This is a genomic window from Pseudomonas sp. FH1 (assembly GCF_000510895.2).
GTDB lineage: Bacteria > Pseudomonadota > Gammaproteobacteria > Pseudomonadales > Pseudomonadaceae > Aquipseudomonas > Aquipseudomonas azotoformans_A.
On record NZ_AOHM01000113.1, the window covers coordinates 13,636 to 40,547 of the forward strand.

The window sequence follows — 26,912 nt, forward strand, 5'->3', positions numbered from 1 at the left end:
CCCTGCCTTTTGGAGCGTTGTCATGTCATCTGCACTGTTTATCCAACCGCTGCGCCGTCCCCTCGGCTGGCGGGCCAACGTCCTGACCCAGGCCATGGCGCTGGGCTTGTCCAGCCAGATGTGTACGGCCTATGCCGCTGACTATCAACCGGAGGCCCCCACGGAGGCCATCGAACTGGCACCGCTGACGGTCAGCGCGCGCCTGAGTCAGGAGAGTGCCAAGGACATCCCCTTTGGCCTATCGGTAATCGATGGGAAAACCCTCGAGACCCGGCGCCTGCGCACCCTGGAAGATGCGCTGCGCACCACGCCGGGGGTGGATGTGAACTCCTGGGGCGGTGCCAATGACGCCAATGTGCGTATCCGAGGTGTCGGCTCACTGAACCAGATGAGCATGGATGACGGCTCGGTGGTGTTGAATGTGGACGGCGTGCCGATGTCAGTGCGCAATGCCGCGCTGGCGACGCTCGACGTGCAGCAGGTGGAGGTGCTCAAGGGCCCGCAGGGCACCTTGCTGGGGCGCAACAGCGAGGCAGGCGCAATCAACGTCACCACCCGCAAACCGACGCGCGAGCTGGAGGGGTATGTGCGTGGCGAAGTCGGCAACCAAGGCCAGTTCATGACGGAAGGCGCCGTGGGCGGGCCGTTGACTGACTCGCTGGCCGGGCGTATCGCGGTGCGTCGCAGCGGCTTTGATAACTGGGTCGATGACCAACAGGACGGCGACCCGCTGACCAAACCCCGGGACCTGGCCCTGCGCGGCAGCCTGCTGTGGGACAACGACCAGGGCACCACCGGCCTTTTGACCGCGGAGCGCCAGCGCGCCGAGCACTATGCGGGCCTGGAGCTGTTGCGTCCGTTTGGCAATCGCCCGAGCCTGGACTACACGCCTGGTACCTTCGATGGCAACCAGAAGACCAACGAGCGTTACTCCTTCGAACTCAACCACGATCTGGCGCAGTCGCGCATCACCTCGATCAGCGCCTACACCAGCACCGACTTCAATGCCGTCAAAGGCTACGATCGCAACATCACGCGGGCGTTGTATGGTTCCCCGTTCGAATACCTGATCGAAGACTCGGCCCATGAGCGCGTGTGGAGTCAGGACCTGCGTCTGGGATCACTGGCGGATGCCGATGTGTTTTGGGTGACGGGGCTCAACTTGTCGCGCTCCGAGCGCAGTTTCGATTCCAACAACTTCACCAATGGCGCGCAGCAGATGCGCGATTTCAGCACCAACAGTTATGCGGCCTATGGCGAGGTGACGTACCCGATTGCCGAAGACTGGAAGCTCACCACTGGCCTGCGCCACACCTGGGACCGCAAGACCTATGGTGCCGATTATTCCAGTGGTGGCGCACAGGTCAGCGACAGCCGGCGTTTGCAGGACAACTACAGCACCGGGCGCGTGGCGCTGAGCTACGCGCTGACGCCGCAGACCAATGTGTATGCGGTGCTGTCACGGGGCTACAAATCGGCGGGGTTCAACGACTACGCCACGTCGATCAAGGACAGCGAGCCCTACAAGGCCGCCAAGGTGAATTCCGCCGAGCTGGGTTTCAAGCATGAAAGCCCCGGGGGCGAGTTGAGCCTGGAAGGCGCGTTGTTCATCACACGTGTACAGGACGACCACCTGCTGGGCTACGACTTCAACACCCTGGCGGTCAGCGCGGTGAATGCCGACACCCGCAGCAAGGGCGCCGAGCTGTCGACCACCTGGCACGTCACCGATGAACTGACCTTGGGCAGTGCCGTGAGCTACACCAATGCGGTGGTGACGTCGGATGCGCCGGGCGTGTCCGGCGGTGACGTGGCAGCGGGCAGCCGCGTGCCGGATGTGCCGCTGTGGAGCGGCAACTTCAGCGTCGCCTGGCAAAAAAACCTGGGGGCCTTGCTCGGGTTGCCGGCGCCACGCCTGAACACCTTGCTCAATTACCGCGTACAGAAAAATCGCCCGGCCGACCCGCAGAACCACTACGACCTCAAGGGCTACGCCAAGCTGGATCTGCACCTGGGCCTGGAGAGTGGCGGTTCGGAGATCTACCTGTGGGGCGACAACCTGCTGGATGCACGCTACGACCTGTACGGCTCGTACTCCACCGACCAGGTGTTGACTGGCATGCCGGGGCGCGGGCGTTCGGCAGGCGTGGGGTATAGCTACCAGTTCTGACCGACCTGTAGGCGCGAGCTTGCTCGCGAAGATTGCCCAGGCTCCGCTAGTAATCAGGCTGCCCGCGTTAACGTTGACGTTTTTCGCGAGCAAGCTCGCTCCTACAGGAGGAGACCGTCACCCACTGTAGGAGCGAGCTTGCTCGCGAAGAGCGCCCAGGCACCGAGATATCTCAGGTTGTCCGGCTAGCAAGCTCGCGCCTACAGCCAGATCGCATCCCACAATGGGTACTGACCGATGTGCTCGACCAGGCCAGCGCGCAAAGGATTGGCGATGATGTAGCGGGCCATGGCCTTCATGTCGTCCTCTCGACGCAATGCCCGATCAAAGTAGCCCTTCTGCCAAAGCGCTCCATGGAAGCCCTTCACTGCATTGATCGTTCGTGCACTTCGCGATTTGGTTATTCGCATCAGCCTCGGCAAATCACCGTTGTGCAACTCGACCAGCCAGTGAAAATGATCCGGCATGATGACCCAGGCCAGTGAAGTTGCCTCGCCGTCTACTTGGGCTCGCCTGAATTCGCTGACCAGTAGCCGACCGATGCGCCAATCCTGAAAGATTCGTTGTCGTTGGTGGGTAACAGCGGTAAGCAGGTAAATACGGCCATTTTCGGAGTAGCGACCTAAGCGCAGGCGATGTGCGTTTTGCTGGGTGGACATTCCTTCGTCCTCTTCTGTGGATGGAAGAGAAACGGTAGGAGCCATCCGCGTCTATTGCCGTTTAAACAGTAGTACCAGATATGTCCCAACCCTGTAGGAGCGAGCTTGCTCGCGAAGAGCGGCAACGCTGACGCACGCGTCCAGAACAAATGCGGTGCCTGAGCGTTCTTCGCGAGCAAGCTCGCTCCTACAGTGAGGGGTGGGGTCAGAACTGGTAGGTGTAGCCCACGCCCAAGGTACGGCGGCGTGCCGGCGCACCGTAGGCCACCGGGTCACTGTAGAAACCGTAGGTGTCGTAGGTCTGGTTCAGCAGGTTGTCGGCGAATGCATAGACTTCGCCGAACTTGCTTTCCAGGCCCGCGCGCAGGTCGAGTTTCTCGTAGTTGTCCAGGTTGAAATGGTTTTGCGGGTCCGCTGCGCGCTCGCCCACCCAGTGATAGTTCAGGCTGGTGTTGAGGGTGGTTTCGCCGAGGCTGGCGAAGGTGCCCAGCGGGTGTTTCCAACTGGCGTTGAAGTTGCCACTCCAGCGCGGAACATCCGGGGTGCGGTTGCCGGCAGCGACGTCACCGGCCTGGATGCCTTGCGCGCCGCTGGTGATCCTGGCATCGAGGTAGGTGGCGCTGGCGGCCAGGGTCAGGCCGTAATCGAAGCGCCAACTGCCTTCCAATTCGGCACCACGGGTGCGGGTGTCGGCGTTGAAGGCATTGGTGGCGAAGGTTGCTGCGTCGTAGCCGAGCAGGTGATCGTCGTGTACGCGGGTGAAGAACAGCGCACCGTTGAGGTTGCCGCGACGGTCTTCGGTTTCACTCTTGAAGCCCAGTTCCGCGGCTTTGCTGACGGCGGCCTTGTAGGGCTCGCTGTCGGTGACCTGCGAGGCATAGTCATTGAAACCACCGGATTTATAACCCCGCGCGAGTTGCACGTAGACGTTGGTTTGCGGCGTGAGGGCGTAGCTCAGGGCGACGCGGCCGGTGCCGTAGTCGTCGGTGAGCTTGCGTGAATCCTGCACCGCACTGCTGCCGGAGAAGTATTGGCCGTCGTAGGTCTTGCGGTCCCAGGAGTGGCGATAGCCGGTGGTGAGTTTCAGGCGCTCGGTGAGGGGGAAGGTGACTTCACCGTAGCCGGCGTAGGTGGTGGTGGTGAAGTCACGGTATTTGGCGCCGGAGGTGCCGTAGGTGTTGCGCGGCGTGTCGTAGCTGCGCTCGTTGCGGCTGGCGGCGAGGCCCGCCACCCAGAACACCTCGGAGTCGGGCAGCGAGCTCAGGTGCAGGTCCTGGCTCCAGCTGCGCTCGAAGGATTTGTCCACCACCCAGAATTCGCTGGGGGTGCCGTACAGGGCGCCCATGAGTTTGCTGTCGTAGGCGATCAGGCCTTCGAAGTCGGCGGTGCCGGTGGCGGTGGTGGAGGTCAGGCGGCTGTTGGCGAAGTCGTGATCGACCTTGAGCGTATAGCGCTCGGTGGTCTTGTAGTTGTCGTCGAACAGGCCTGGGGTCAGGTCCAGGCTGGGGTCGCTGCCGTAAGGGCGCAACACCAGCGAGTTGGTGGCGCGCTCGGTTTTCTGGCGTTCGGCGCTGACCAACACATGGGTGTCATCGTTGAGGTCCCAGAGCAGGCTGCCTCGGTAGGCTTCGTTACGCGGCTTGGTGATGGGGTGGTTAGTCTGGTCGTTGTCGATCCAGCTGTCATAGCCGGCACGACGCACAGCCAGGCGACCGCTGAGGCTGTCGCTGATCGGCCCGCCGATGGCGCCTTCGGTGAGGAATTGGCCTTCCTGGCCGACTTCGCCACGCACATAACCCTCAAGTTCGCGGGTAGGTTGGCGCGTCGTGATATTCACCGCGCCCGCCTGGCCAATTGCACCGGACAACGTGCCCTGAGGCCCCTTGAGCACTTCGATACGATCGACGTCGAGGGTGCCGAAACCGAGGCTGCGCGACGACACGGGCACACCGTCGATATTGAACGCCACCGAGCTGTCATCCATCGACATCTGGTACAGCGAGCCGACGCCACGGATCAGTACATTGAAGTCATTCGGCCCCCCGGACGAATTGACGCTGACCCCGGACGTGTTGCGCAGTGCGCTTTCCAGCGTGTCGAGGCGCTGGGTGCGCAGTTGCTCGCCGCTGATCACGCTGAGGCTGATGGGCACTTCCTTCGGGTCTTCCTGCTCCATGCGCGCAGTCACCGTCGAGGCTGGCAGTTGCACAGGCTCGCTGGTGGCGGCGGCGAGCGCCGAATTGGCCAGTGTCAAACTCATGGCTATTGTTATAGTATTACGTTTGTAGCAAGATTGGCGGGTAGCCGTCGTGTTGCATCGTGCAGACATGATGGGACCTTGACTGAGGATTCTGATCGGCGCGCGTTGCGGGGTGGCAGCGGCGATTTGGCGGAGCCTGTGCAGCGCGCCAGATGCTAATAATTATCAATTGCGCACTTCCACCCCGATGTGATCTGATTCGAGCCGTATCCGGTCAGCCAGGAGATTTACGATGTCAGCCGTTCAAGGAGGCGCAGGGGAGCCGATGCCGGTCTCGCGAATCATTACGGGAGGATATGGATGCGACCTCGGGCCAGGGGCGCACTGTCGCGTCACCCGCGTGTCGCTGCAGGACGGGCTGGACATCGTGCGGTGGCAAAGCACCTTCGATCAGCCAATAGAATTACCCTTGCAGGACGACAGCGATTGCATCCATTTCAGCTTCACCAACCTGCTCAAGGGCAAGGCCTCGTGCAGCTTTCAAGAGGGGCGTCGGCAACGGCGCTATGCGATTGACGAGGGCGCGGGCAGCATCAGCTTTGGTCGTTGCCGCCACGGTCTTTACCACCAGCACGGCGAGATCGATAACATCACCGTGATGATTCGTCCTGAAGTGCTTGAGCAATGGGAACTGAAACTCGACCCACTGCTTAACAAGGCACTGGCGTGTGACCATTGCTTTCTCGATGGTCACCGCAGTGGCGAAATGAGCGCGACTGCGCACCTGCTAGGCGCCGCCATGGACCAAGGTGCTGGCCTGGCACCGGCCCAGCCGCGCAGCAACCTGTGGCTTTACGGGCAGAGCGTTACGCTGGTGAGCTTGTTCCTGGAAGTACGCCAGGACGCCGAATGCACCTGCCGCGTCAGCAACACCGACCGCCAACGGCTGGTGCGTGCCCGTGAGCGTCTGCTTGAAGACCTGGGCAAGGCGCCGAGCCTGTCTGAGTTGGCGCGTGAGTCCGGGTTGAGCCAACCCAAACTGACACGCGGGTTTCGGCAACTGTTCTTCAACAGTGTCTACGGCGTATTCCAGCAAGCACGCATGATCCAGGCACGCAGTCGCTTGATGAGCGGCGATGACTCCGTGATGCGCATCGCCTCGGACCTGGGCTACGCCAATGCCAGTCATTTTGCGACGGCGTTTCGTAAGCAGTTCGGAATCAACCCGTCGACGCTCAAGCACGGCGGGAGGAGCAAATCACTGGGTATTAATGCGTCGTAAACGAAGGTGTGCCTAAGCGCTCTGATTTCGTTGGACGCACAGGTGGGTGCGGCATGGAGCTGAGGTCAAGCATTTACTAGAGGCTGTCGGGGTCGCCGAAAAACATCTGGATTCTCGACCGCAACCACCGTTCTCCCGGATCATTATCCTGCGATCCACGCCATGCCATATGCAGCTCAAAGCTGCGCACCGGCAACGGCGGATCCTCCGCACGCAAGCCACCCGCCGAGGTCAGCGCCTCGGCCGCATAGTCCGGCACGGTCGCCAGAATATCCGTGCCTGCCAGCAAGGTACCCAAGCCGTTGAACTGCGGCACGGCCAGTACCACGTGGCGTTTGCGGTCGAGTTTTTCCAGTTCTTCGTCAATAAACCCGCTCAAGTCACCGGCAAACGACACCAGCGCATGGGGGCGGGCGCAGAAGTCGTCGAGGCTCAGGGAGCCCGGTACGCTGTCGGCGCGCAGCAGTTTTGGCAGGCTGCGGCGCAATACTTTGCGTTTGGCGTTGGCGGGCAGGTCGGCGGTGTAACTGACGCCGATGGAAATTTCGCCGGAAGCCAGCAGGCCCGGCATCAGGATGTAGTTGACGCGACGCACCACTAGCACAATCCCAGGGGCTTCGGCACGCAGGCGTTTGAGCAGTTGGGGCAGCAGCGCGAATTCAACATCATCGGACAGGCCGATGCGGAACACGGCGGTGCTGGTGGCCGGGTCAAACTCGGCGGCGCGGCTGACGGCGGTGGAAATGGAGTCCAGGGCCGGGGAGAGCAGGGCGAAGATTTCCACCGCCCGGGCCGATGGCTCCATGCTGCGGCCGGTGCGCACGAACAGCGGATCATCAAACAGCCCGCGCAGGCGTGACAACGCTGCGCTGATGGCCGGCTGGCCGAGGAACAATTTCTCGGCGGCACGGGTCACGCTGCGCTCATGCATCAAGGTTTCGAATACGATCAAGAGGTTAAGGTCGACACGACGCAGGTCGTTACGGTTCATCTTGTGTCCTGGAAGAGTCAGCAAACTTGACGAGAGCGGCCATATGTAAACAATGACCGGCATGAATCTTACGGGGAAAGGCTGGTACTCTGCACAGGATAATTGAGTTTTCCTACGATAGCTGAGGTCTATTCCTCACATGCGGAATCAATGACAGGCATGTCGACTATTAATGGCGACCGGTGGTCTTACCCGGAAAGCCCAGATAGAGTTCATGGCATTAGAGGTTACTTTGACGAGGTTTGCGATGTCCCGCACGATCCGTTTTCACAAGTTTGGTCCGGCCGAGGTGCTCAAATGCGAAGAGCATGCAGCCGCGCAGCCCGCACCGGGCGAAGTGCAGGTGCGTGTCGAAGCGATTGGCATCAGCTGGTATGACATTCTGTGGCGCCAGAACCTGGCGTCTTCCCATGCACGCCTGCCGTCTGGCCTTGGCCATGAGATGGCCGGTGTCGTGGTCGCCGTAGGCGATGGCGTGGATGATTTGACCGTGGGCGATAAAGTGGCCAGTTTTCCGGCCGAGAGCCCCAATGATTACCCGGTGTATGGCGAACAGATCGTCCTGCCCCGTTCGGCCCTGACCCGGTACCCGGATGTCTTGAGCCCTATCGAGGCGAGCGTGCACTACACGCCGCTGTTGATTGCCTACTTTGCCTACGTCGACTTGGCACGGGTCAAGCCGGGGCAGTTTGCCTTGGTGACTGACGCCAGCCACTGCGCCGGCCCATCCTTTGTGCAACTGGGCAAAGCCCTGGGTGTGCGGGTGATTGCCGCGACCAAAGACAGTGATGAGCGTGAATACCTGCTGTCCCTTGGTGCCGAGAAAGTCATCGTCACTGAAGAACAGGACCTGCTGATGCAAATCAACAAGTTCACCGACAACCGCGGCGTCGACGTGGTGTTCGACGGTTTGGGCGGCCCGCAGATGTCGTTGCTCGGCGATGTGCTGGCGCCCCGTGGCAGCCTGGTGTTGTATGGCTTGCAGGGCGGTAACCAGACGCCATTCCCGGCGTGTGCGGCGTTCCAGAAGAACATTCAGTTCTTCGTGCATTGTATCGGTAACTTCACCGGCAAGCCTGAACTGGGCATTATCCAGGACCAGGTCGCCTTGCAGCGGGCCTTGCGAGATATCAACCAACTGACCGCCGACCGCGTGTTGGTGCCGCTGAAAACCACGGTGTTTCCGTTCAATCAGTTCGTGGAAGCGCATCGCTACATGGACGAATGCCCGTGCCGCGAGCGCGTTGCGTTGCAGGTTGAGGCTGTTTAGGGTGTAGGAATATTCTCAAATGAGTATTCCTCGCTCCTACCTTGTGGGGCATATGCGCCATTTGAAAGGGCTGAAACTGTAGTGTTCCTCCACGATAAGGCTGGTGTTTTAACGCCTGAATCCTGACTTTCCCCCCCACGCCGCGCTGGATTCCAGCGCGGCGTTTTCGTGTGCGCGTGATTCAGGGAGTGTCCGCAAGTCATCTGCACTGGTTTTCGGCAGGGTTCTGTATCTATTAATCATTATTCCAGCACTGATAATTGCGCCTTCACTTTCATCTCAAGGACTGAGCAATGATTGAATATCCGACACCACTATTGCGAGTAGTTGAAACTAATCTCGTGGTAAACGTCGGGCGCCAGGGAAATACATGCGCCCATGAAAAGACGCAATGCAACAAGTTGGAAAGTTGGTCGCAGTTATTTGTAAGACGCTTCCTAGAATAGTTGGTTAGATGCGTGCAAGGGTTTGTCGGAAAGATCCTAGGATCACGATTATGTTCGCCCGGCCCCAGCAAATACGGCGCTTGCGTGTGTTTGCACGGCGTGCCCCCAATCCGATGGCACTGATGTCATTTTATTGCGTGGTGCTAGTGTCTAGTCATAACCGCACAGGCTGCGCGCGAATTTCTTACACGTGTAATAGGTCGAGCAAATACTGTCAGCAGTTGCTTGAAACTGAATATCCAAACTCAGGTAATAGAATGATGAGCACTATTCACGAACAGGCTATGACTTATGTTTATCAGCAAGTTCTACAGCGCTTGATCGGGCACTTCGCTCGCGAAGAGCGCACGGCACTCCAGTTGTTGGTCCAGCGAATCGTTGTGGCGGCAGGTGGCATGGAGCAAGTGGGGGGCTACAAAGTGCTGGTAGTCCATGGCGGTGGCAAAGTGAGTAGCTACACGCTGGCCTTGTTGCGGGCCGCGCAATTGACCATCGCTGGTCGATCCCCCCGCACCTTTCAACTGCGTGTCGCGACATTACGCCATGCGGGAATGACCGAGGGCATGCTCGACGGCATCAACCAGGGCTACGGTCGCCTGTTTCTGCACGATGACCCAAGGGTTGACCTGCTGATGGTGGAAAACCAGGAAGTGTTGCCCTTCAACCACTTGCGACCTGTTTCCAGCGTTGGGCGAGAAATCAGCCAGCGCAACATGTTGATGGTGGGCCATTTGAGTTCAGGCGACTGCCGCGCCACCCTGTGCAGTGATACGTACCTGGCGCTGGGGGATTTCTACCAGCGCATCACGACCTGGAATGGTGGGGTGCACGCACTGGTGAGCGGTGACTCCCCGCGCAAGCAAAGTCAGTTCCTTGCCTGGCTCAAGAACACGGCGTTGGGCGCCGGTACCGCGATACCGCAAGGCTGGCCGTCGTCACTCACCGGTTTGTTCGCGCGCATGGATGAGTGGAGCGACGGGTATTACCGTGATGTGTATGGGGAGCATTATGTTGCAAGTGACAACCCCAGCAGAAACGGTCATCGCCACTTGGCTTACATTGGCGTTGCCGATTTGCTGGACGATGTCGACCTTTCATCCTCGGCCATGCTCAACGAATTCATGGCCTTCGCACCCGACCCGCAGGAATTTCACTTCAGTCATCCCGCGTATTCCAACCCTCGGCTTATGGCACATCTACGTGGGCTGCAAGCCCAGTGCTTGCGGGACCTGGATTACGAGGAGGGAGTACAGCGCTTTATCCAGCAGGTCCCACACTGCATGCCCGATGAACTGCTTGCGCAGGTGGGGGGCCGCGAAGGTCGCATCCAGTCAGGCGCCTACGCCCAGCAGTTCTTTGGCTTGGACGAGACTCAATTGATTTGCCTGCTGTTTTCGCCGTTTATCCATCACGGTGAACGCCTGGAAGGCTATTTGCGCCAATGCCACCCAGGCATGCTGGTGGCCTTGCCCGAATTGCACAAGGTCCTGCAAGGCAAGCCGTCCGCCGACATGCTGCAACAGTGGGTCACTGACACCAGCGGCTTGCCGATGACTTTGTTGCAACACCTCTATCGCAAACGTCCGCTGGGCTATGCAGGCGGCAAATTGCGCAATGTCGGTACTACGGCCCATGACAGCGCGCAGGCCTGTCAATTGTCCGGACGATGACGCTGCGCGGCGAGCGGCAGGCAGATTTCGCGTATCAGGCGGTCTATCGCTACATGATCAGCCTGATCAACGAAGTCAGTACTGACGCACGGGTAAAACTGCCCTCCCTGCGACAATTGGCGGGGCGCTTGAATGTGTCGATTTCAACCGTCCAGTATGCCTACTCGCTGCTTGAAAAAGAGGGCCGGGTCTATTCGGTGGCCAAATCGGGTTATTACGCCTGGCCGCTCTCGGCAAATCCGCTGGCAGGTGCCAGCGGTGACCTATTGGATCGGCTCTACGCAGCGGCACGGCGCCCAGGCATGGTGGTGCTCAGCGGCGATGAGCCTGCGCTGCTGGCTTCGCTGGATGGCACGCTGTTGCGCTTGGAGCGAGAACTGGTCCGCCAGTATCCGCAATATCTTCAACCCTAGTCCCAGCCTTGCGGGGTCTGGGAGCTGCGTGCAGCGCTGGCGGCGCGTTATACGTCGTCGCCGACCCGCTGCTGGCATGCCGATGACGTCTATATCGGCGCCGACCTGCGCGGTGTATTGGACATCCTCATCGAAGTGTTGGGCCTGAGGGGGGCTGCGGTGATTGTGGAGTCGCCGTGTGATTGGCTGGTCCTGCGCCTGCTTCAGGATGCCGGGGTGCGTATTATCGAGTTGCCCTGGACGCCAGAAGGGCGACTCGATCTGGTGTGCCTTGATCAATTGTTATGCGCCGAGTCGGTGCATCTGGTGTTGCTGTCATCCAGGGTCAGTGTGCCAGCCGGAGTTTCCATGCCGCCCCAGGATCGAGTGGCCATCGCGCACATGCTGGATCAGTACGGTTGCTGGTTGCTGGAGAACGACACCTTTGGCGAACTGGGTTTCCACGAGCCACAGGTCGCGCTGCGCGAGTTGGTGAACCCTGAGCGATTGATGGTGTTTTCCTCGTTCGAGAAAGTACTGGGCTCGGAAGCGCCCTATGGTTACCTGCTGTCTCGGCGTATGAACAGCGAACTGCAGCGCCATTTCCTGCTGCGCTCCTTTCGCTTGTCGCCGATTCGCCAGCGTGCCATTGCCCGTCTTTATCACAGCGGGCGAATCGACCAGCACCTGCGTGGGCTGCGCCTGCAGCTACGTCAGCAGGCAGACGAAATGTGCGTGCGCCTGGAACAGCATCTGGGGGACCAAATGGCCTATCGTGCACCCGCTGCGGGCGCGGCGTTCTGGTTGAACGCCACACGACCCGTGGATATGCGCCAGGTCTTCGAGCGTCTGCTCTCCCAGCAAGTGGTGATTGCCCCTGGCGAACTGTTCAGTATCAGTGGCCTGCATCAGCAGCATTTGCGCCTGAGCCATACCTTTCAGGGGCAGCCGAACCTGGATATTGTCCTGGCGGCTCTCAGCGAAGCGTTGCGTAAGGCACAGATAGGATGATCGCGTGAAGTTTCTCTTACTGTTGTAGGATCGATAACGTCGCGCAGCAGTCCAACTCTCAGTAAACTGCCATTTTATTCCAAATCCTTCTTTCCGAGGTTTATGCATGACAATCAGTCCTTTTGCGGGCAAGCCGGCGCCAGCCCAACTGCTGGTGGATATCCCGCGACTGGTCACGGCCTACTACACGGGCCAGCCTGATGCAGCAATCTCCACCCAGCGCGTGGCATTCGGTACTTCCGGGCACCGTGGTAGCTCGTTTGAACTGAGCTTCAACGAATGGCACGTACTCGCCATCAGCCAGGCCATCTGCCTGTATCGCGAAGCCCAGGGCATCAACGGCCCGCTGTTCGTCGGCCTGGACACCCACGCACTGTCGACACCTGCTGGTGCCAGCGCCCTGGAAGTGCTGGCTGCCAATGGTGTGCATGTGATGCTGGCCGAAGGCGATGAATACACGCCGACGCCTGCGATTTCCCACGCCATCATCTGCTACAACCGTGGCCGCACCAGCGGCCTGGCGGACGGTATCGTCATCACGCCGTCGCACAACCCGCCGCAGAGTGGCGGCTACAAGTACAACCCGCCGAATGGTGGCCCAGCCGATACCCACGTGACCAAGTGGATCGAAGCCAAGGCCAATGAGCTGCTGGCCAACAAACTCGCCGGGGTCAAGCGCATCACCCACGCCCAGGCGCTCAAGGCCGATACCACGCATCGCCATGACTACCTCAACAGCTACGTGGCTGACCTGGTCAATGTGATCGACATGGACGCCATCCGCAGCGCCGACCTGCGCCTGGGCGTGGACCCGCTGGGCGGAGCAGGGGTGCGCTACTGGTCGGCGATTGCCGAGCATTACCGCCTGAACCTGGACGTGGTGAATACCGAAGTCGATTCCACCTTCCGCTTCATGAGCGTCGACTGGGACGGCCAGATTCGCATGGACCCGTCCTCCAGCTACGCCATGCAGGGCCTGATTGGTCTCAAGGAACGCTTCGATGTGGCGTTCGCCTGCGATCCAGATCACGACCGCCACGGCATCGTCACGCCGTCCGGTGGCTTGCTTGCGCCTAACAACTACCTGGCGGTGTCCATCGACTACCTGTTCCAGAACCGTCCTGAGTGGCGCGCAGACGCCGCCGTCGGCAAAACCGTGGTCAGCAGCGGCTTGATCGATCGCGTCGCTGCGCGCATTGGCCGTCGTCTGTATGAAGTGCCGGTTGGCTTCAAATGGTTTGCTGATGGTCTGTTCGAAGGATCGTTGGGCTTTGGTGGCGAAGAAAGCGCCGGTGCTTCGTTCCTGCGCAAGGACGGCACTGTCTGGAGCACTGACAAGGATGGCCTGATCCCGGCGTTGTTGGCCGCGGAAATGACCTCGCGCAAAGGCCAGGATCCGAGCCAGATCTACCGTGGCCTGACCGACGCATTGGGCGAGCCGTTTGCAATTCGTGTGGATGCCAAGGCTACTCCGGCGCAGAAAGCCCTGCTGGGCAAGCTGTCGCCAGACCAGGTAACGTCTACCGAATTGGCCGGTGAAAGCATCCAACAGATCCTCAGCCATGCGCCAGGCAATGACCAGGCGATCGGCGGGTTGAAGGTGATGACTGAAAACGGCTGGTTTGCCGCACGGCCATCCGGTACTGAGGATATCTACAAGATCTACGCCGAGAGCTTTATTGGTGAGGATCACCTCAAGCAACTCGTGGAAGAGGCGCAGGTGCTGGTAGACGGTGCTATCAGCCAATAAGTAGCCCTTGCAGGAGCTGGCAAGCCAGCTCCTGCATACATTCAGGCGAGGTCGACCAACACAATTTCGCTGTCTTCAATTGCCGTTACCTGCAACACCTGTTCATCTTCAACCGCGACACCATCTCGAGCTTGTGCACGCAAGCCATTGATTTCAATCACCCCGGTCGCCGGCACCAAGTAAGCTCGACGCCCGCTGTCCAACCGGTATTCAGCGCTTTCCCCAGCCTTCAGGTTCGCCGCCACCAGGCGTGCATCCGCACGAATGCGCAAGCTCTCGCCGTCCCCGGCCTTACCACTCGCCAGTGTCACAAAACCCTCCCGGTCACCCTTGGGAAACGGCTTGGCGCCCCAGGAAGGTGGCAAACCGGCTTCGTTCGGAATAATCCAGATCTGGAAGATTTTGGTCGGCGTGTCCTCAAGGTTGTACTCGCTGTGGGCAATCCCGGTGCCTGCGCTCATCACTTGCACATCACCGGCTTCGGTACGGCCTTTATTGCCAAGGTTGTCGGCATGGCTGATCGCGCCTTCGCGCACATAGGTGATGATCTCCATGTCGCGGTGTGGGTGCTGCGGGAATCCGGTGCCCGGCGCGATAATATCGTCGTTCCACACCCGCAGGTTGCCCCAGTGCATGCGCTTGGGGTCGTGGTACTCGGCAAACGAAAAGTGGTGATGAGCGTCAAGCCAGCCGTGGTGGGCGCCGCCCAGGGAAGTGAAAGGTCGAAGTTCAAGCATGATCGTCTCCTGTGAATGGCCCTATGATCCTGCAGCTCATGATCGATAAAAAGCGTAAAAACTGCCTGATTCCTATCAGTCGATTAGATTGGTTAGTGGCGCTTTGACTTTCAGTTCATTGCCTAACTGCATGACGGCAAAGCAATTGGCTGGAACTGAGCGTCGATTCCGGCGACCATGGCGCACTTGTTTGAACCCAGCTCATCGCAGGAGTCCGCGTGTCGCAACAAAAGCCTGATCTTCCTCCCGAACTGCGCCCTTTGGCAGACATGCCGCTATTCAAACGCCTGGCTGCGCGCCTGTTTGGCCACGGCTTGACCCGTTTGCGCGCCCAGCACCGGTTTTCCTGGCTGCACGGGCAGGCGGACGGTTTTCGCAGCGGGCATGAGGCGGGTGTGGAGTACGGCTATCGCGAAGGGAAAGCCGATGGCATCGAAGAAGGTCGCCAGGTGCTGTTGATTCGTGACTTCCGCCCGGATGAGCACCGTGCACCGGGTGTGGATGACAGCCTGTTCGATGATTGGCGCCTGCCGCTCACCGCCGAGCTGAAGAAACGCATGAAGGCCGACGTTGCGCGATTGCTGCCGGCTCATGCCCAGCCGAGCGCGGCGCAATGGAAGATGATTTTCAGCGAGACGCCCTCGACCTCCGTGATCGCCGGGGCCGGTGCGGGTAAATCCACGTCGCTGGTGCTGCGCATTTTGCTGCTCACCCATTACCTGGGCTTTGAGCTGAGTTCGATGACGGTGGTGACCTTCACCCGCGAATCGCGCAAGGACTTCATCAACAAGCTCATGGAGATTCTCAACCTTTGGGGCCAACCCCTTGGTATGAAAGAAGCGCAAGCCGTGGTGCGGACCTTTCACTCGCGCATTCTGCCCATGGTACGCAGCCTGCCGGGCTTTGAGCGCCTGCAAGCCTTCGAGAACCTGAATTCGGGTTTTGAAGACGCTGACAGCAACCCCTTTGACCTGCGTATCAACGACGCCCAGCGCCAGCAGATGAATGCCTGCTATCACCGGTTGCAGGGGCAGCACCCGCGTTTCCGTGAGCTGATTGCGCCACTGGCGCGCCACGGGCTGCAGCTCAAGGAGCTGGAGCGCGATCATCCGGACGTGCAAAAACGCGTGGCTGTGACCGAACTGGCGGCCAAACGCGACGAAGAACTCTGCGATGTGATCGAGGACCTGTGGTTTCGCGCAGGCGCGTGGCCAATCAAGGGCATTGAACCCAACCGCCAGACCGTGGAAATCAACGGTGCGCAATTTCACTGCCATGGCTACATTCCCGAGCTGGATGCCTGGGTGGTCCTGGGCTTCGACTCACGGGAAAACGCGCAGACCAGCCGGCCAAACTCGAAGCTGTCGGTGCGCGCAGAATGGGCGGTAAAGCGTACGTTATTTCAAGCTTTCTGTCGTAAGCCTATGATATGGCTAGATAGCTACGAATCATCAAAGCGCCTGCTAAGCAGCCTGGCCGGCGATGCCACCGCCGGCCCCTGCTTTGATTACAAGGTCAAAGGCGAGTTGGCTTCAGCGCCGCTGCTGGACAGTTTTGTGATGGCCGCCGGATTCATCGAAAACCTCGGCCTGGACGTACCCACCGCCGTTGGGCAGATGAGCTTTGCCAAAGATGACCCGGACCGCTTCTTCTTCGAAGCCCTGAGTATTTTCTGGAAAGCCCTGGAAGATCACTTGCTGGACCAATCGCCACCGATCATGACCTATAACCGGATGTTCTCGCTGTTTGGCGAAAACACCCCGGAAAATTTGAAGCTGCTGAGCGATCCGCTACTGCGTCCCCTGTCGCACTTGATGATCGACGAGTTCCAGGACGTTTCGCCGCAGATCGTCTCGTGGATCCGTGCCAGCCTGCGCGAGATCCGCAGCCGTGGCCCAGCCATGCATGTAGGGCGCGGCGCGCAGCGCTCATCCTTGCTGTGTGTGGGGGATGATTGGCAGTCGATCTATGGCTGGCGCGGCAGTTCGCCCAAGTACTTCATGGAGTTCGACAAGGAGTTCCCATCGCCGTCGACCACCCGCGTGATGCTGGGCGAGAACTACCGCAGCCACCAGCACATCATCGATGCGGCCGAGCACATCGTGCGCGCCGCACCGGCGATTCCTGGCAAGAAGGCCAAGGCCAGTGGCGCGCCCAAGACATTGGTGCCGGTCAAGGTGTTGGAGCGCGACGATGCGGCATTGGGGCGGCAGTTGTCGGAGCACTATCAGAAGGGTGAATCGATCTTGATGCTTTATCGAAAAAGTAGCGATAAGCTATTGATTCAAGAGCATATTCAATCTGTAGTTAATGTGGATTCTAGCTTGCAACCGCAGGCGCGCAGGTTGAAGCAGTTGACCTATCACAGTGCCAAGGGGCTTCAGGCAGACGCGGTTTTTCTGCTTGGGGATTGCCAGCATGTCACCAGCTCGCCGTACAAAAATCAGGTCTACCGCATGGCGGGCCTGGGCAAGGCTGGCGACAGCGAGCCCTATGACAATGCGCAACGGGACGAAGTGCTGCGCCTGGCGTACGTGGGCATAACCCGCGCCGTGAGCCATTGCTACTGGTACGTGGAAAAGCCTGAAGGCCAGGCCGTGAACGTGCCGAGGGCCTCGGAGCGGGTGGATGGCAAGAAGGCGTTTTTCGATGATCAGCGCGTTTAGGCGCTGATCACTCAGGCCCGCAATGACACCGGCGGCACAAACGACTCCAGCTCATCCTCCACGGCCTCAATGATGCGCTCCACATCGGCGGCATTCATCACGGTGGCGCAGGGGATGCCGGCGATGGCGATCAGCGTCTCGCCGCTGGCGCGGTCGAACAATCGGGCGATCATACTGCCAGGCGCATCCATGCTGCCCTCAAAACCCATCGGATGAAAATGCCAGCGCATCAGCTGGCAGGCGTTGGGGAACGTCACTTTGTTCATGTTGCCCACCTTGTTCATTGAGCGCTTCCTTTAGCTCGCGGCAGGGGGCCAAGACCTTCACTGGTCGTGGCATCTAAGAACTTAAAAATAGCATCCGTTCGCACACGCAAGGTGACTTTTTTGGCCCCGTTCGGCGGTTGTTTTTCATAAGTTTGATGTGGGTCATGTCCTACCTGGAATTGGGCGAAAGGCCATTAGTCAGAACTGCCAATTCGCCATTGAAGGCCCCGGCAAAATTCGGCAATCTCCAGGGTTTACCCGCCGCAGAGCCTTCCATGCCCGACATCGCCCAAGACGATGAGCCCCAGCAGTCCCACGCCACACGCGAATTGGTGCTGCGTCACCACCTATGTTGGCGTCATCGGGATCTGGAGGGCGTCATGTCCTACTACCATCCGGACATCCAGTACCACGACTTTTTCCAGAACCGTGTCGTCGGTTACGCCGAGCTGCGTGATTACCTGCAAGCCAGCATGCCGCGCGAGGCCGATGAAGCCATCGAGCACAGCGACCGCATCCGCGCCGATGGTGATACGGCCTTCATCCAGTACCGCATCACCTTGCGTGGCGGCCACGGCCTGGTGTCATTCCGCACCAGCGAAGCCATCACGGTGCGCGATGGGTTGATCTGGCGTGTCAATGAATACGCCTCCCTGGTGCACGAGCAACCTATCCAGGCCGCGCGGCCTTCGGTCAGCCGCTTGGGCTTGTCGCCCCAGCAATTGGGGCATATGGCCAATGACCTGCAGCAGTATTTCGAACGCAAGCAACCTTATCTGGACCCGGAACTGGACCTGCAGCGCGTCTCCAAGGAGTGCGGCTACAGTCGTAATCAGATTTCCTACCTGCTGAACCAAGTGCTGGGGCAAAGCTTCTATCGCTACGTCAACCAGGCCAGGCTCCAGCACCTGCTGGCCGCACTGGACAAGGCAGCACCGCCGATAAAGGTCGACGACCTGGCCTTTGCCGCCGGTTTCAACTCACTGTCAGCGTTCTACAGCGCATTCCGTCAGCACACGGGCCAGTCACCCAAGGCCTACGTCAAACAAATTTCCCTGCGTGCACGCGCGCAAGACAGCTCCTGACACCGCGCTCTAGGATCCACCCTATCGAAACGAGGTAGGGGAACCCGGCATGCCGGCATGGCGCAACATCAGCTTATGGATGGACCAGTTGGATGACCCGCTGCTCGCGCGGCCATCGCTGGAGCAGGACCTGGACGTCAACGTGGCCATCATCGGCGCCGGTTATACCGGGTTGTGGACCGCGTATTACCTGAAACGCCAGGCGCCCGAACTGAACATCGCGATCATCGAGGCGCAAACCGCCGGCTTTGGCGCCTCCGGCCGCAATGGGGGTTGGCTGATGGGCAACCTGCTGGGCGAGGACCGCTTGTTGGCAGGCCTGAACCCCGAACAGCGCCGCGCCTCGTTTGACCTGCTGCATGCCATCCCTGATGAAGTCGCCCAAGTGCTGGCGCGTGAAGGCATCGACTGCGACTACCGCAAGGGCGGCGCGTTGTACTGCGCCGCGCGCTACCCCGAGCAGGAAGGCAGCCTGCGCAGTTACCTCGACAAACTCTACGCCCAGGGCCTGACCGAAGCCGACTATCGCTGGCTCAGCCCGCAGCAACTGGCTGAACAGATTCGTATCGCCAAGCCTTATGGCGGTATCTATGCACCCCACGTGGCGACCATTAACCCTGCCAAGTTGGTGCGTGGCCTGGCGCGGGTGGTTGAGAGCATGGGCGTGACGATCTACGAAAACAGCCCCGTGACCCATTGGCAATCCGGCGGCCTACGCACGGCGAAGGCCGGTGTTCGTGCCGCTTGGGTGGTGCCGGCAGTGGAGGGCTACGCCAACACCTTACCGCCCCTGGGCCGTTATCAACTGCCGGTGCAAAGCCTGATCGTCGCCACCGAGCCGTTGCCGGCCAGCACCTGGGATGAAATCGGCCTGAGCCACGGCCAAGCCTTTGGCGAAAGCAGTCGCCAGGTGACCTACGGCCAGCGTTCGGCGGACAACCGCCTGGTGTTCGGCGCCCGTGGCGGCTACCAGTTTGCCGGAAAGCTACGCCACAACTTCGATCTGACTGACAGCGAAGTGGAGCTACGTCGCTACCTGTTCGGTGAGCTTTTCCCACAGCTCAAGCACGTGAAGATTACCCATTCCTGGGGCGGCAACCTGGGCATGTCGCGCAATTTCCGACCGCACATGCTGTGCGACCACAAGACCGGCATCGCACTGTCCGGCGGATATGGCGGGGAGGGCGTCGGCGCCACCAACCTGGGTGGCCGCACCCTGGCCGACCTGATCCTCGGCCGCGACACGCCGCTGACCCATCAACCCTGGGTAATCCGCGAACGCGGCCTGGACGCCCTCAAGCCCTGGGAGCCCGAACCCTGCCGCTGGCTGGGCTACAACGCGATCATTCGCAGTTTTGTCCATGAAGACCAAGTGTTGGCCAACCCCAATACCGCCCCTTGGCGCCGCAAGCTGGCGACCGGCGTGGCCGGGTTCATGGAAGGTTTCATGCACTAAGTCGTTTCACTCACACGGGAAAACCCCATGAGCATCACGCAATTCAAAGACACGCTGAACGCCCACCTGCCGGACTCGTCGCCCGTCGCCGTGCCGTTGGGCGAGCCCATTGCCGTGGCCTCGACCCTGAGCGTCGAGCGCAACGATGGCGTCGAAACCGGCATCTGGGAATGCACCCCAGGTGTCTGGCGTCGACAGATCAAATCCCAGGAGTTTTGCCACTTTATCCAGGGCCGCTGCACCTTCACCCCTGACAGCGGTGAAATCGTCCACATACAAGCCGGTGACGCACTGATGTTGCCGGCCAACAGCACCGGCATCTGGGACATCCAGGAAACCGTGCGCAAGACCTACGTATTGATCCTGTAACGCTTTGATCCTTGATCGCCTGCCATAAAAACAGCCCTAAAACCGCCAGGAAATCGAACCATGAAAGCCATTGCCCTGTTGCCCTTGATGTTGGTGGCCTCTATCAGCCAGGCCGCTGAGACGGTGAAAATCTACAACTGGTCGGACTACATTGCGCCGGACACCACCAAGAACTTCCAAAAAGAAACCGGCATTGGTTTCACCTACGACGTGTACGACAGCAACGAAACCCTCGACGGTAAGTTGATGACCGGTAAATCCGGCTACGACGTGGTGTTTCCGTCCAACCATTTCATGGCCCGGCAGATCCAGGGCGGCGCGTTGAAGAAGCTCGACAAGAGCCAGTTGCCCAACTGGAAGAACCTGAACCCGGTGCTGCTCAAGGCCCTGGAAAACAACGATCCGGGCAATGCCCATGGTTTCCCGTACCTGTGGGGCAGCACCGGCATCGGCTACAACATCGACAAGGTCAAGGCGGTGCTGGGCGACAATGCGCCGGTCGATTCCTGGGACCTGATCTTCAAGCCGGAGAACATGGCCAAGCTGCAAAAATGCGGCGTGGCCATTCTGGACAACGGCCCGGAACTGCTGCCAGCGGCACTCAACTACCTGGGCCTGCCGCACCACAGCAAGAAGCCTGAGGACTACAAGAAGGCTGAAGACTTGCTGATGAAAGTGCGCCCTTACGTCGCGTACTTCCACTCCTCGAAATACACCGCCGACCTGGCCAACGGCGATATCTGCGTGGCGGTGGGCTTCTCCGGCGACATCCTGCAGGCGGAAAGCCGTGCCAAGGAAGCCAACAACGGCGTGAACATCGGCTACAACATTCCCAAGGAAGGCGCCGCGATCTGGTTCGACATGGTCGCCATGCCTGCGGACGCCCCGGATGAAAAAGCCGGGTATGCCTTCATGAACTACCTGTTGCGCCCGGAAGTGATGGCCAGCATCACCAACTATGTGCATTACGCCAACGGCAACCAAGCCGCCGACAGCCTGGTGGAGCCCGCAATCAAGGCAGATACCAAGGTGTATCCGAGCCCGGAAATGATGGGCAAGTTGTTTGCGCTGGAGGCGATGCCATTGAATATCGACCGGGTGCGTACGCGGGTGTGGAACACCATCCGCACCGGTAAATAAACGTTACGCATCACTCATGTGGGAGCGGGCTTGCTCGCTCCCACATTTAAACCGAGTGCAACCTCGGGCTCAGGGGTGTTCCAAATCATGCCCCAACGACTGGATAAACAACGAAAACAACTCTGGCTGTGACGATATATCCAGCTTGGCGTACAAATGCCGACGGTGCACCTTCACCGTGTCCGGCGAGATATTCAGCCGCTCGGCCATAGCCTTGGACGAGAACCCGCGCAACACCAACCGGGCGATTTCCAGCTCGCGGTCCGACAGCACACCACAACCGAACTGGCTCAACGCGTCCCTGATCTGACTGTCCATCGCCGGCGCACGCTGGGTGCTTTGCTGCCAGTGCTGCTGCATCAGCGGCAATACCCAGGCGGCCACGGTGGTCATCAGCCCGGTCTCATCAAAACTGAAACGCCGCTGCATGCCCAACGACAGCGACAACGTCCCCGCGCCCGGCAATTGCAGGATGAACTGCACCTCGTCTTCCAGCACGTTGTCATGGAAGTAATTGAGGAAGTATTCACTCTGGCGAAAATGATCCGGTGCCACTTCCTCCAGGCGGTACACGCCGCTGGCATAGCCCTCGCGACAGGCCTGGAAAAACGGGTCGAGCAAATACAAGCCATTGAGGTACACCAGCATCGACGCCGGTTTGCTGCTGGGCTGCGCGTCGTATTCTTCCAAGGCCTGGGGCGGGCCATCCACCGGGTAGAAGATCGCCAAGGCGTTATCGAACGGCAGGCACTGGTGCAGCAACAACACCAACTGTTTCCAGAAATGCTCGGTGCCGATGTGTGCGACGGTGCGGCCCAGGCCGGCGTGCATGCCGACTTCGCGAAACAGGCTCATGTGGCAGGCTCCCACCCGCAAAAGATCGGCCAAGGGTTCGGCTTTTGCCCGGTGGCGTCAAGGGGAGTACGCCAATAGGGGAATTGGCTGACATGAACGCCCTGTTTATGGTTGCCATTATTCAGCGGGAAATATATCCCGCGATATTCAGACGTTTCGTTTCTGCCTCACACCAAGAACAACGACAGAGGATAACGATATGAGCACTTCCCCCACGCTCGACGGCGTGCTGAAACCCACCTTGAGTGTCTTTGATGTGGTCGCCATCACCGTGTCGGCGGTGACGCCGGCCAGTTCCGTGTTTGTGATTGCGCCCTTTGCCATCCAGCAGGCCGGCAGCGGCGTGTTCCTGGCGTTTGTGATGGCAGGCTTGCTCGCGCTGATGTTTGCCTTTTGCTACGCCGAACTGGGCCGCGCCCACAACAGCGCCGGGGGCGAGTATGTGTACGCCAAGCGCGTGTTTGGCGGCATGGCCGGCTATGCGACATTCCTGACGGTGCTGGTGATGTTGCTGTTTATCCCGCCGGTGCTGGCCACAGGCGCCGCGACTTATCTGAATAACGCCTTGGGCACGAAGTTCGACTCCCAGACCGTCGCGCTGGTAATCGTGGTGTGCAGCTACGCCTTGGGCATCCTCAATATCAAGCTCAATGCCTGGATCACCGGTACGTGCCTGCTGCTTGAAGTGGCTGCGCTGCTGGTGATCGTGGTGATCGGCTTCGGCAACCCGGTGCAACCGGCCAGTGTGTTGTTCCAGCCGCAGATCGTCGAAAACGGCGTGCTGCACCTGGCGCCGTGGGCGCTGGTGATCGGCGCGGTGGGTATCGGTCTGTTTTCCTACAATGGTTACGGCCCGGCAGTGTTGCTGGCCGAGGACATGAAATGCGGCGGCAAAGGCGTACACAAGGCGGTGCTGTGGTCCCTCGGCCTGGTGGTGATCATCGAGCTGGTGCCGATCACTGCGCTGTTGATCGGTGCGCCATCGCTGAGTGAGATGATCAGCAGCCCGGACCCTATCGGCTACCTGTTGACCAGCCATGGCAATGAAACCTTGTCGCGGCTGGTCAGCGCCGGGATCTTCCTGTCGGTGTTCAATGCGATTGTCGCGATCGTGATCCAGATCGGCCGCGTGGTGTTCAGCAGCGGGCGCGACGCGCTGTGGACGCCGAGCATCAACAAACTGTTCACGCGTATTCATCCACGCTGGGATTCGCCCTGGTTGGCTACGCTGTTCCTGGCGATTCCTTCGGCGCTGTTGAGTTTCAGCTCCAACCTGGCCGACCTGACCTCGTTCAGCGTGTTGCTGATCATGCTGGTGTACCTGGTGGTGGCGTTGAGCGCGTTGATGAGCCGGGTGCTGCTGCGTGATCGCGAGCATCCCTATCGCATGCCGCTGTGGCCGCTGCCGGCGTTGGTCGCGGTACTCGGGGCGGGTTATCTGTTGGTCACCCTGGTGGCGGCGGCTTCGATCCGCGACATCATGATCATCATCGGTTTGCTGGCGCTGTCGGTGATTCTGTATTGCATCAGTGGCCGGTTGAGTCCGGTCTTCCAGAAATTGTAAGGAGTGGTTATGCGCGCACGTCAATTGGGCATCACGTTGGGGCTCGGCACGCCCGGTGAATGGAACGCCATTACCGATGTGCCAGGTGTCCGGGTCGGGCACAGCACGATCAAGACGCTGGTCGACGGCAAGCACGTGCGCACTGGCGTCAGCGTGATCCAGCCGCGCGCCGGCGAAGCCCGCCAGCAACCGTGCTTCGCCGGCTACCACGTGCTCAATGGCAATGGTGATGCCACCGGCCTTGAATGGATCAACGAAGCGGGGCTGTTGACCACGCCGTTGGCCATCACCAACACCCACAGCATCGGCATTGTGCGCGACAGCCTGATCGCCCTGGAACGCGAGCGCCTGGCAGACCCGGCGGTGTACTGGTGCATGCCGGTGGTGATGGAAACCTATGACGGCCTGCTCAACGACATCTGGGGCCAGCACGTCGGCCCCGAGCATGTGCGCGAAGCCGTGGACAACGCCGAAACCGGCCCGGTGCAGGAAGGCGCGGTCGGCGGCGGCACCGGCATGATCTGCCATGAATTCAAAGGCGGCATCGGCACGGCCTCGCGGCGCCTGCCGGCGGAACAGGGCGGCTGGACTGTCGGCGTGCTGGTGCAGGCCAACCATGGCAAGCGCCAGGAGTTGCGGGTGGATGGCTACCCGGTGGGGCGCCAGTTGATGGAGATTGCGTCGCCCTTTGCCGAGCAAGGCACGCCGGGCATGGGCTCGATCGTGGTGATCCTGGCCACCGACGCGCCGCTGTTGCCGCACCAATGCCAGCGCCTGGCGCAGCGCGCGTCCATCGGCATCGCCCGCACTGGCGGCGGCACCGAGGATTCCAGCGGTGACCTGTTCCTGGCCTTTGCCACCGGTAACCAGGATCTACCGCCAGCGGATTATGGACGCAAGGGCCTGCCGTTCAGCAGCGCCTTGCAGATGGTCAACAACGACCATATTTCGCCGCTGTTCAGCGCGGCGGCGGAGGCGGTGGAAGAGGCGATCATCAATGCGGTCCTGGCCGGGGAGGACATGCTCACCGATCAAGGTGTGCAGGTGCCCGGATTAGACGGTGAAACGCTGTTGGCGGTATTGCACAAGACGGGGTGGAGTGTGTCCCGGTAATAGGGGGCACCTTAAGTTATTAATACAAGTAGTGGCTGTTTAATGTTGCTAATGACACCCTGCCAATATATTGGATCCATTAATTAGCGACGCTGCTCTACTTGAGCGGCGTTAGTGCTATTTAATATTTAAATATGAGCCAGCTGTTTTTTGTCGGACAAAACCACTGCCACCCAATAAACACGGCACAGGACTTAACTAAGTTGTTGTTCGAGTGGTTTAGAGTGCTGGAAAAGATGTAGACGAAAGATTTCAAGTTGTGTCAGTTTTCTTACGCCTTCAAAAGAGGCGAGTGATAGGACGATCTCGCCCGCGAGGTTCCTATCGAACAAAGACTGATGCACTTGCAAACAAGGAAGTACGTTTATGTCAAAAGTAAAAGACAAGGCTATCGTGTCGGCGGCGCAAGCCAGCACCGCTTACTCGCAAATCGATAGCTTCAGCCACCTTTATGACCGTGGCGGCAACCTCACGGTCAACGGTAAACCTTCGTTCTCAGTGGATCAGGCAGCTGACCACCTGTTGCGCGAGAACGCGGCCTATCGTGACCTGGATGGCAACGGCAAGATTGATCTGACCTACACCTTCCTCACCTCGGCGTCCTCGGCAACCATGAACAAACATGGCATCACCGGGTTCAGCCAGTTCAACACCCAGCAGAAAGCACAGGCCGTATTGGCCATGCAGTCCTGGGCGGATGTGGCCAATGTGACCTTCACCGAGAAAGCCTCGGGCGGTGACTTCCACATGACGTTTGGCAACTACAGCGGTGGCCAGGACGGCGCGGCCGCGTTTGCCTACCTGCCGGGCACCAACGACAAGTACCACGAAAGCGGCCTGGACGGCACCTCCTGGTACCTGACCAACAGCAGCTACACGCCGAACAAAACGCCGGACCTGAACAACTACGGCCGCCAGACCCTGACCCACGAAATCGGCCATACCCTGGGCCTGGACCACCCTGGCGACTACAACGCCGGGACCGGTAACCCTTCCTACAAAGACGCGGACTATGGACAGGACACGCGTGGCTACAGCGTCATGAGTTACTGGAGCGAGAGCAACACCAACCAGAACTTCAGCAAAGGCGGCGTCGAAGCCTACGCGTCCGGCCCGCTGATCGATGACATCGCAGCGATCCAGAAACTCTACGGCGCCAACTACAACACCCGCGCCGGTGACACCACCTACGGCTTCAACTCCAACACCGGGCGTGATTTCCTCAGCGCCACCTCGAATGCCGACAAGCTGGTGTTCTCGGTGTGGGACGGCGGTGGTAACGACACCTTGGACTTCTCCGGTTTCACCCAGAACCAGAAGATCAACCTCAATGAAGCGTCGTTCTCCGACGTTGGCGGCCTGGTGGGCAACGTGTCCATCGCCAAGGGCGTGACCATCGAGAACGCCTTCGGCGGCGCCGGCAATGACTTGATCATCGGCAACAACGCGGCCAACGTGATCAAGGGTGGGGCCGGCAACGACATCATCTACGGCGGCGGCGGTGCGGACCAACTATGGGGCGGCGCGGGCAACGACACCTTTGTGTTCGGTGCCAGTTCCGATTCCAAGCCAGGCGCTGCGGACAAGATCTTTGACTTTATCTCGGGTTCGGACAAGATCGATTTGTCGGGTATTACCAAGGGCGCAGGCCTGACCTTCGTCAATGCCTTCACCGGACATGCCGGCGATGCTGTACTGACCTATGCCGCAGGCACCAACCTGGGCACCTTGGCAGTGGACTTCTCCGGGCACGGCGTGGCGGACTTCCTCGTCACCACCGTCGGCCAGGCAGCTGTCAGCGACATCGTGGCGTAATGCAC

The 26,912-nt window shown here is 59.9% G+C and carries 19 protein-coding genes and 1 pseudogene; 14 read left to right on the plus strand and 6 right to left on the minus strand.

Annotation, left to right across the window (positions count from 1 at the left end; all coding sequences use genetic code 11):
- The first annotated feature begins 22 nt into the window (after positions 1-22).
- Positions 23-2,170, plus strand: coding sequence for a TonB-dependent receptor (locus H096_RS25585; protein WP_033902135.1), 2,148 nt, complete (start codon positions 23-25; stop codon positions 2,168-2,170).
- A gap of 200 nt (positions 2,171-2,370) precedes the next feature.
- On the opposite strand, the gene H096_RS25590 is transcribed toward H096_RS25585, so the two are convergent.
- Together H096_RS25590 and H096_RS25595 are read right to left on the minus strand one after the other, a co-directional pair.
- Positions 2,371-2,829 (minus strand): transposase, encoded by a 459-nt coding sequence (locus H096_RS25590; RefSeq protein WP_033902136.1) that lies wholly within the window; start codon positions 2,827-2,829, stop codon positions 2,371-2,373.
- A gap of 205 nt (positions 2,830-3,034) precedes the next feature.
- Entirely contained in the window at positions 3,035-5,089 is a 2,055-nt protein-coding gene (locus tag H096_RS25595; protein ID WP_082461847.1) for a TonB-dependent receptor, read from the minus strand.
- A 232-nt stretch (positions 5,090-5,321) separates the two neighbouring features.
- On the opposite strand from H096_RS25595, the gene H096_RS25600 reads away from it, so the two are divergent.
- Complete coding sequence (locus tag H096_RS25600) at positions 5,322-6,311, plus strand: helix-turn-helix domain-containing protein (protein WP_241495545.1); 990 nt, start codon at positions 5,322-5,324, stop codon at positions 6,309-6,311.
- A gap of 76 nt (positions 6,312-6,387) precedes the next feature.
- On the opposite strand, the gene H096_RS25605 is transcribed toward H096_RS25600, so the two are convergent.
- Positions 6,388-7,302, minus strand: coding sequence for a LysR substrate-binding domain-containing protein (locus H096_RS25605; RefSeq protein ID WP_028616088.1), 915 nt, complete (start codon positions 7,300-7,302; stop codon positions 6,388-6,390).
- A gap of 247 nt (positions 7,303-7,549) precedes the next feature.
- Here H096_RS25605 and H096_RS25610 point away from each other — a divergent pair, with 247 nt between their 5' ends.
- The 4 genes and pseudogenes from H096_RS25610 to pgm all read left to right on the plus strand — a co-directional run bounded on the left by H096_RS25610 (position 7,550) and on the right by pgm (position 13,841).
- Positions 7,550-8,572 (plus strand): zinc-dependent alcohol dehydrogenase family protein, encoded by a 1,023-nt coding sequence (locus H096_RS25610; protein WP_033902139.1) that lies wholly within the window; start codon positions 7,550-7,552, stop codon positions 8,570-8,572.
- Between the two features lie 706 nt (positions 8,573-9,278).
- The gene (locus H096_RS25615; RefSeq protein WP_033902140.1) at positions 9,279-10,688 is read left to right on the plus strand and encodes a hypothetical protein; all 1,410 of its coding nucleotides are present in this window, start codon (positions 9,279-9,281) and stop codon (positions 10,686-10,688) included.
- A pseudogene (locus H096_RS25620) lies at positions 10,685-12,091 on the plus strand (PLP-dependent aminotransferase family protein). The gene H096_RS25615 and the pseudogene H096_RS25620 overlap by 4 nt, the downstream one beginning before the upstream one ends.
- A 106-nt stretch (positions 12,092-12,197) precedes the next feature.
- Positions 12,198-13,841: a phosphoglucomutase (alpha-D-glucose-1,6-bisphosphate-dependent) gene (gene pgm / locus H096_RS25625; protein ID WP_033902141.1), complete on the plus strand. Its 1,644-nt coding sequence runs from the start codon at positions 12,198-12,200 to the stop codon at positions 13,839-13,841.
- 41 nt (positions 13,842-13,882) lie between these two features.
- Here pgm and H096_RS25630 read toward each other — a convergent pair whose 3' ends face one another.
- Positions 13,883-14,578, minus strand: a complete 696-nt coding sequence (locus H096_RS25630; RefSeq protein ID WP_033902142.1) for a pirin family protein — start codon at positions 14,576-14,578, stop codon at positions 13,883-13,885.
- 218 nt (positions 14,579-14,796) lie between these two features.
- Here H096_RS25630 and H096_RS25635 point away from each other — a divergent pair, with 218 nt between their 5' ends.
- Positions 14,797-17,244 carry a UvrD-helicase domain-containing protein gene (locus H096_RS25635; RefSeq protein WP_033902143.1) on the plus strand — a complete coding sequence of 816 codons (2,448 nt, stop codon included), beginning with the start codon at positions 14,797-14,799 and terminating at the stop codon, positions 17,242-17,244.
- An 11-nt stretch (positions 17,245-17,255) separates the two neighbouring features.
- On the opposite strand, the gene H096_RS25640 is transcribed toward H096_RS25635, so the two are convergent.
- Positions 17,256-17,528 carry a DUF1652 domain-containing protein gene (locus H096_RS25640; RefSeq protein WP_014718395.1) on the minus strand — a complete coding sequence of 91 codons (273 nt, stop codon included), beginning with the start codon at positions 17,526-17,528 and terminating at the stop codon, positions 17,256-17,258.
- A 257-nt stretch (positions 17,529-17,785) separates the two neighbouring features.
- Here H096_RS25640 and H096_RS25645 point away from each other — a divergent pair, with 257 nt between their 5' ends.
- Genes H096_RS25645 through H096_RS25660 form a run of 4 tightly spaced genes read left to right on the plus strand, consistent with a single transcriptional unit; the run spans position 17,786 to position 21,560 of the window.
- On the plus strand, positions 17,786-18,595 hold the full coding sequence (locus tag H096_RS25645) for a helix-turn-helix domain-containing protein (protein WP_033902144.1): 810 nt from the start codon (positions 17,786-17,788) through the stop codon (positions 18,593-18,595).
- Between the two features lie 49 nt (positions 18,596-18,644).
- Positions 18,645-20,051, plus strand: coding sequence for an FAD-dependent oxidoreductase (locus H096_RS25650; protein ID WP_033902145.1), 1,407 nt, complete (start codon positions 18,645-18,647; stop codon positions 20,049-20,051).
- Positions 20,052-20,078: 27 nt separating this feature from the next.
- Complete coding sequence (locus tag H096_RS25655) at positions 20,079-20,420, plus strand: cupin domain-containing protein (RefSeq protein WP_033902146.1); 342 nt, start codon at positions 20,079-20,081, stop codon at positions 20,418-20,420.
- A gap of 60 nt (positions 20,421-20,480) precedes the next feature.
- On the plus strand, positions 20,481-21,560 hold the full coding sequence (locus H096_RS25660) for a polyamine ABC transporter substrate-binding protein (protein WP_033902147.1): 1,080 nt from the start codon (positions 20,481-20,483) through the stop codon (positions 21,558-21,560).
- Positions 21,561-21,629: 69 nt separating this feature from the next.
- On the opposite strand, the gene H096_RS25665 is transcribed toward H096_RS25660, so the two are convergent.
- Complete coding sequence (locus H096_RS25665; RefSeq protein ID WP_033902148.1) at positions 21,630-22,415, minus strand: helix-turn-helix transcriptional regulator; 786 nt, start codon at positions 22,413-22,415, stop codon at positions 21,630-21,632.
- Positions 22,416-22,614: 199 nt separating this feature from the next.
- Between H096_RS25665 and H096_RS25670 the strand changes: the two genes are divergently transcribed.
- The 3 genes from H096_RS25670 (at position 22,615) to H096_RS25680 (ending at position 26,907) form a co-directional block, all read left to right on the plus strand.
- Complete coding sequence (locus H096_RS25670) at positions 22,615-23,979, plus strand: APC family permease (protein WP_033902149.1); 1,365 nt, start codon at positions 22,615-22,617, stop codon at positions 23,977-23,979.
- A gap of 9 nt (positions 23,980-23,988) precedes the next feature.
- Complete coding sequence (locus tag H096_RS25675; protein WP_033902150.1) at positions 23,989-25,092, plus strand: P1 family peptidase; 1,104 nt, start codon at positions 23,989-23,991, stop codon at positions 25,090-25,092.
- 366 nt (positions 25,093-25,458) lie between these two features.
- Positions 25,459-26,907: a serralysin family metalloprotease gene (locus H096_RS25680; protein ID WP_033902151.1), complete on the plus strand. Its 1,449-nt coding sequence runs from the start codon at positions 25,459-25,461 to the stop codon at positions 26,905-26,907.
- Positions 26,908-26,912: the final 5 nt, after the last annotated feature.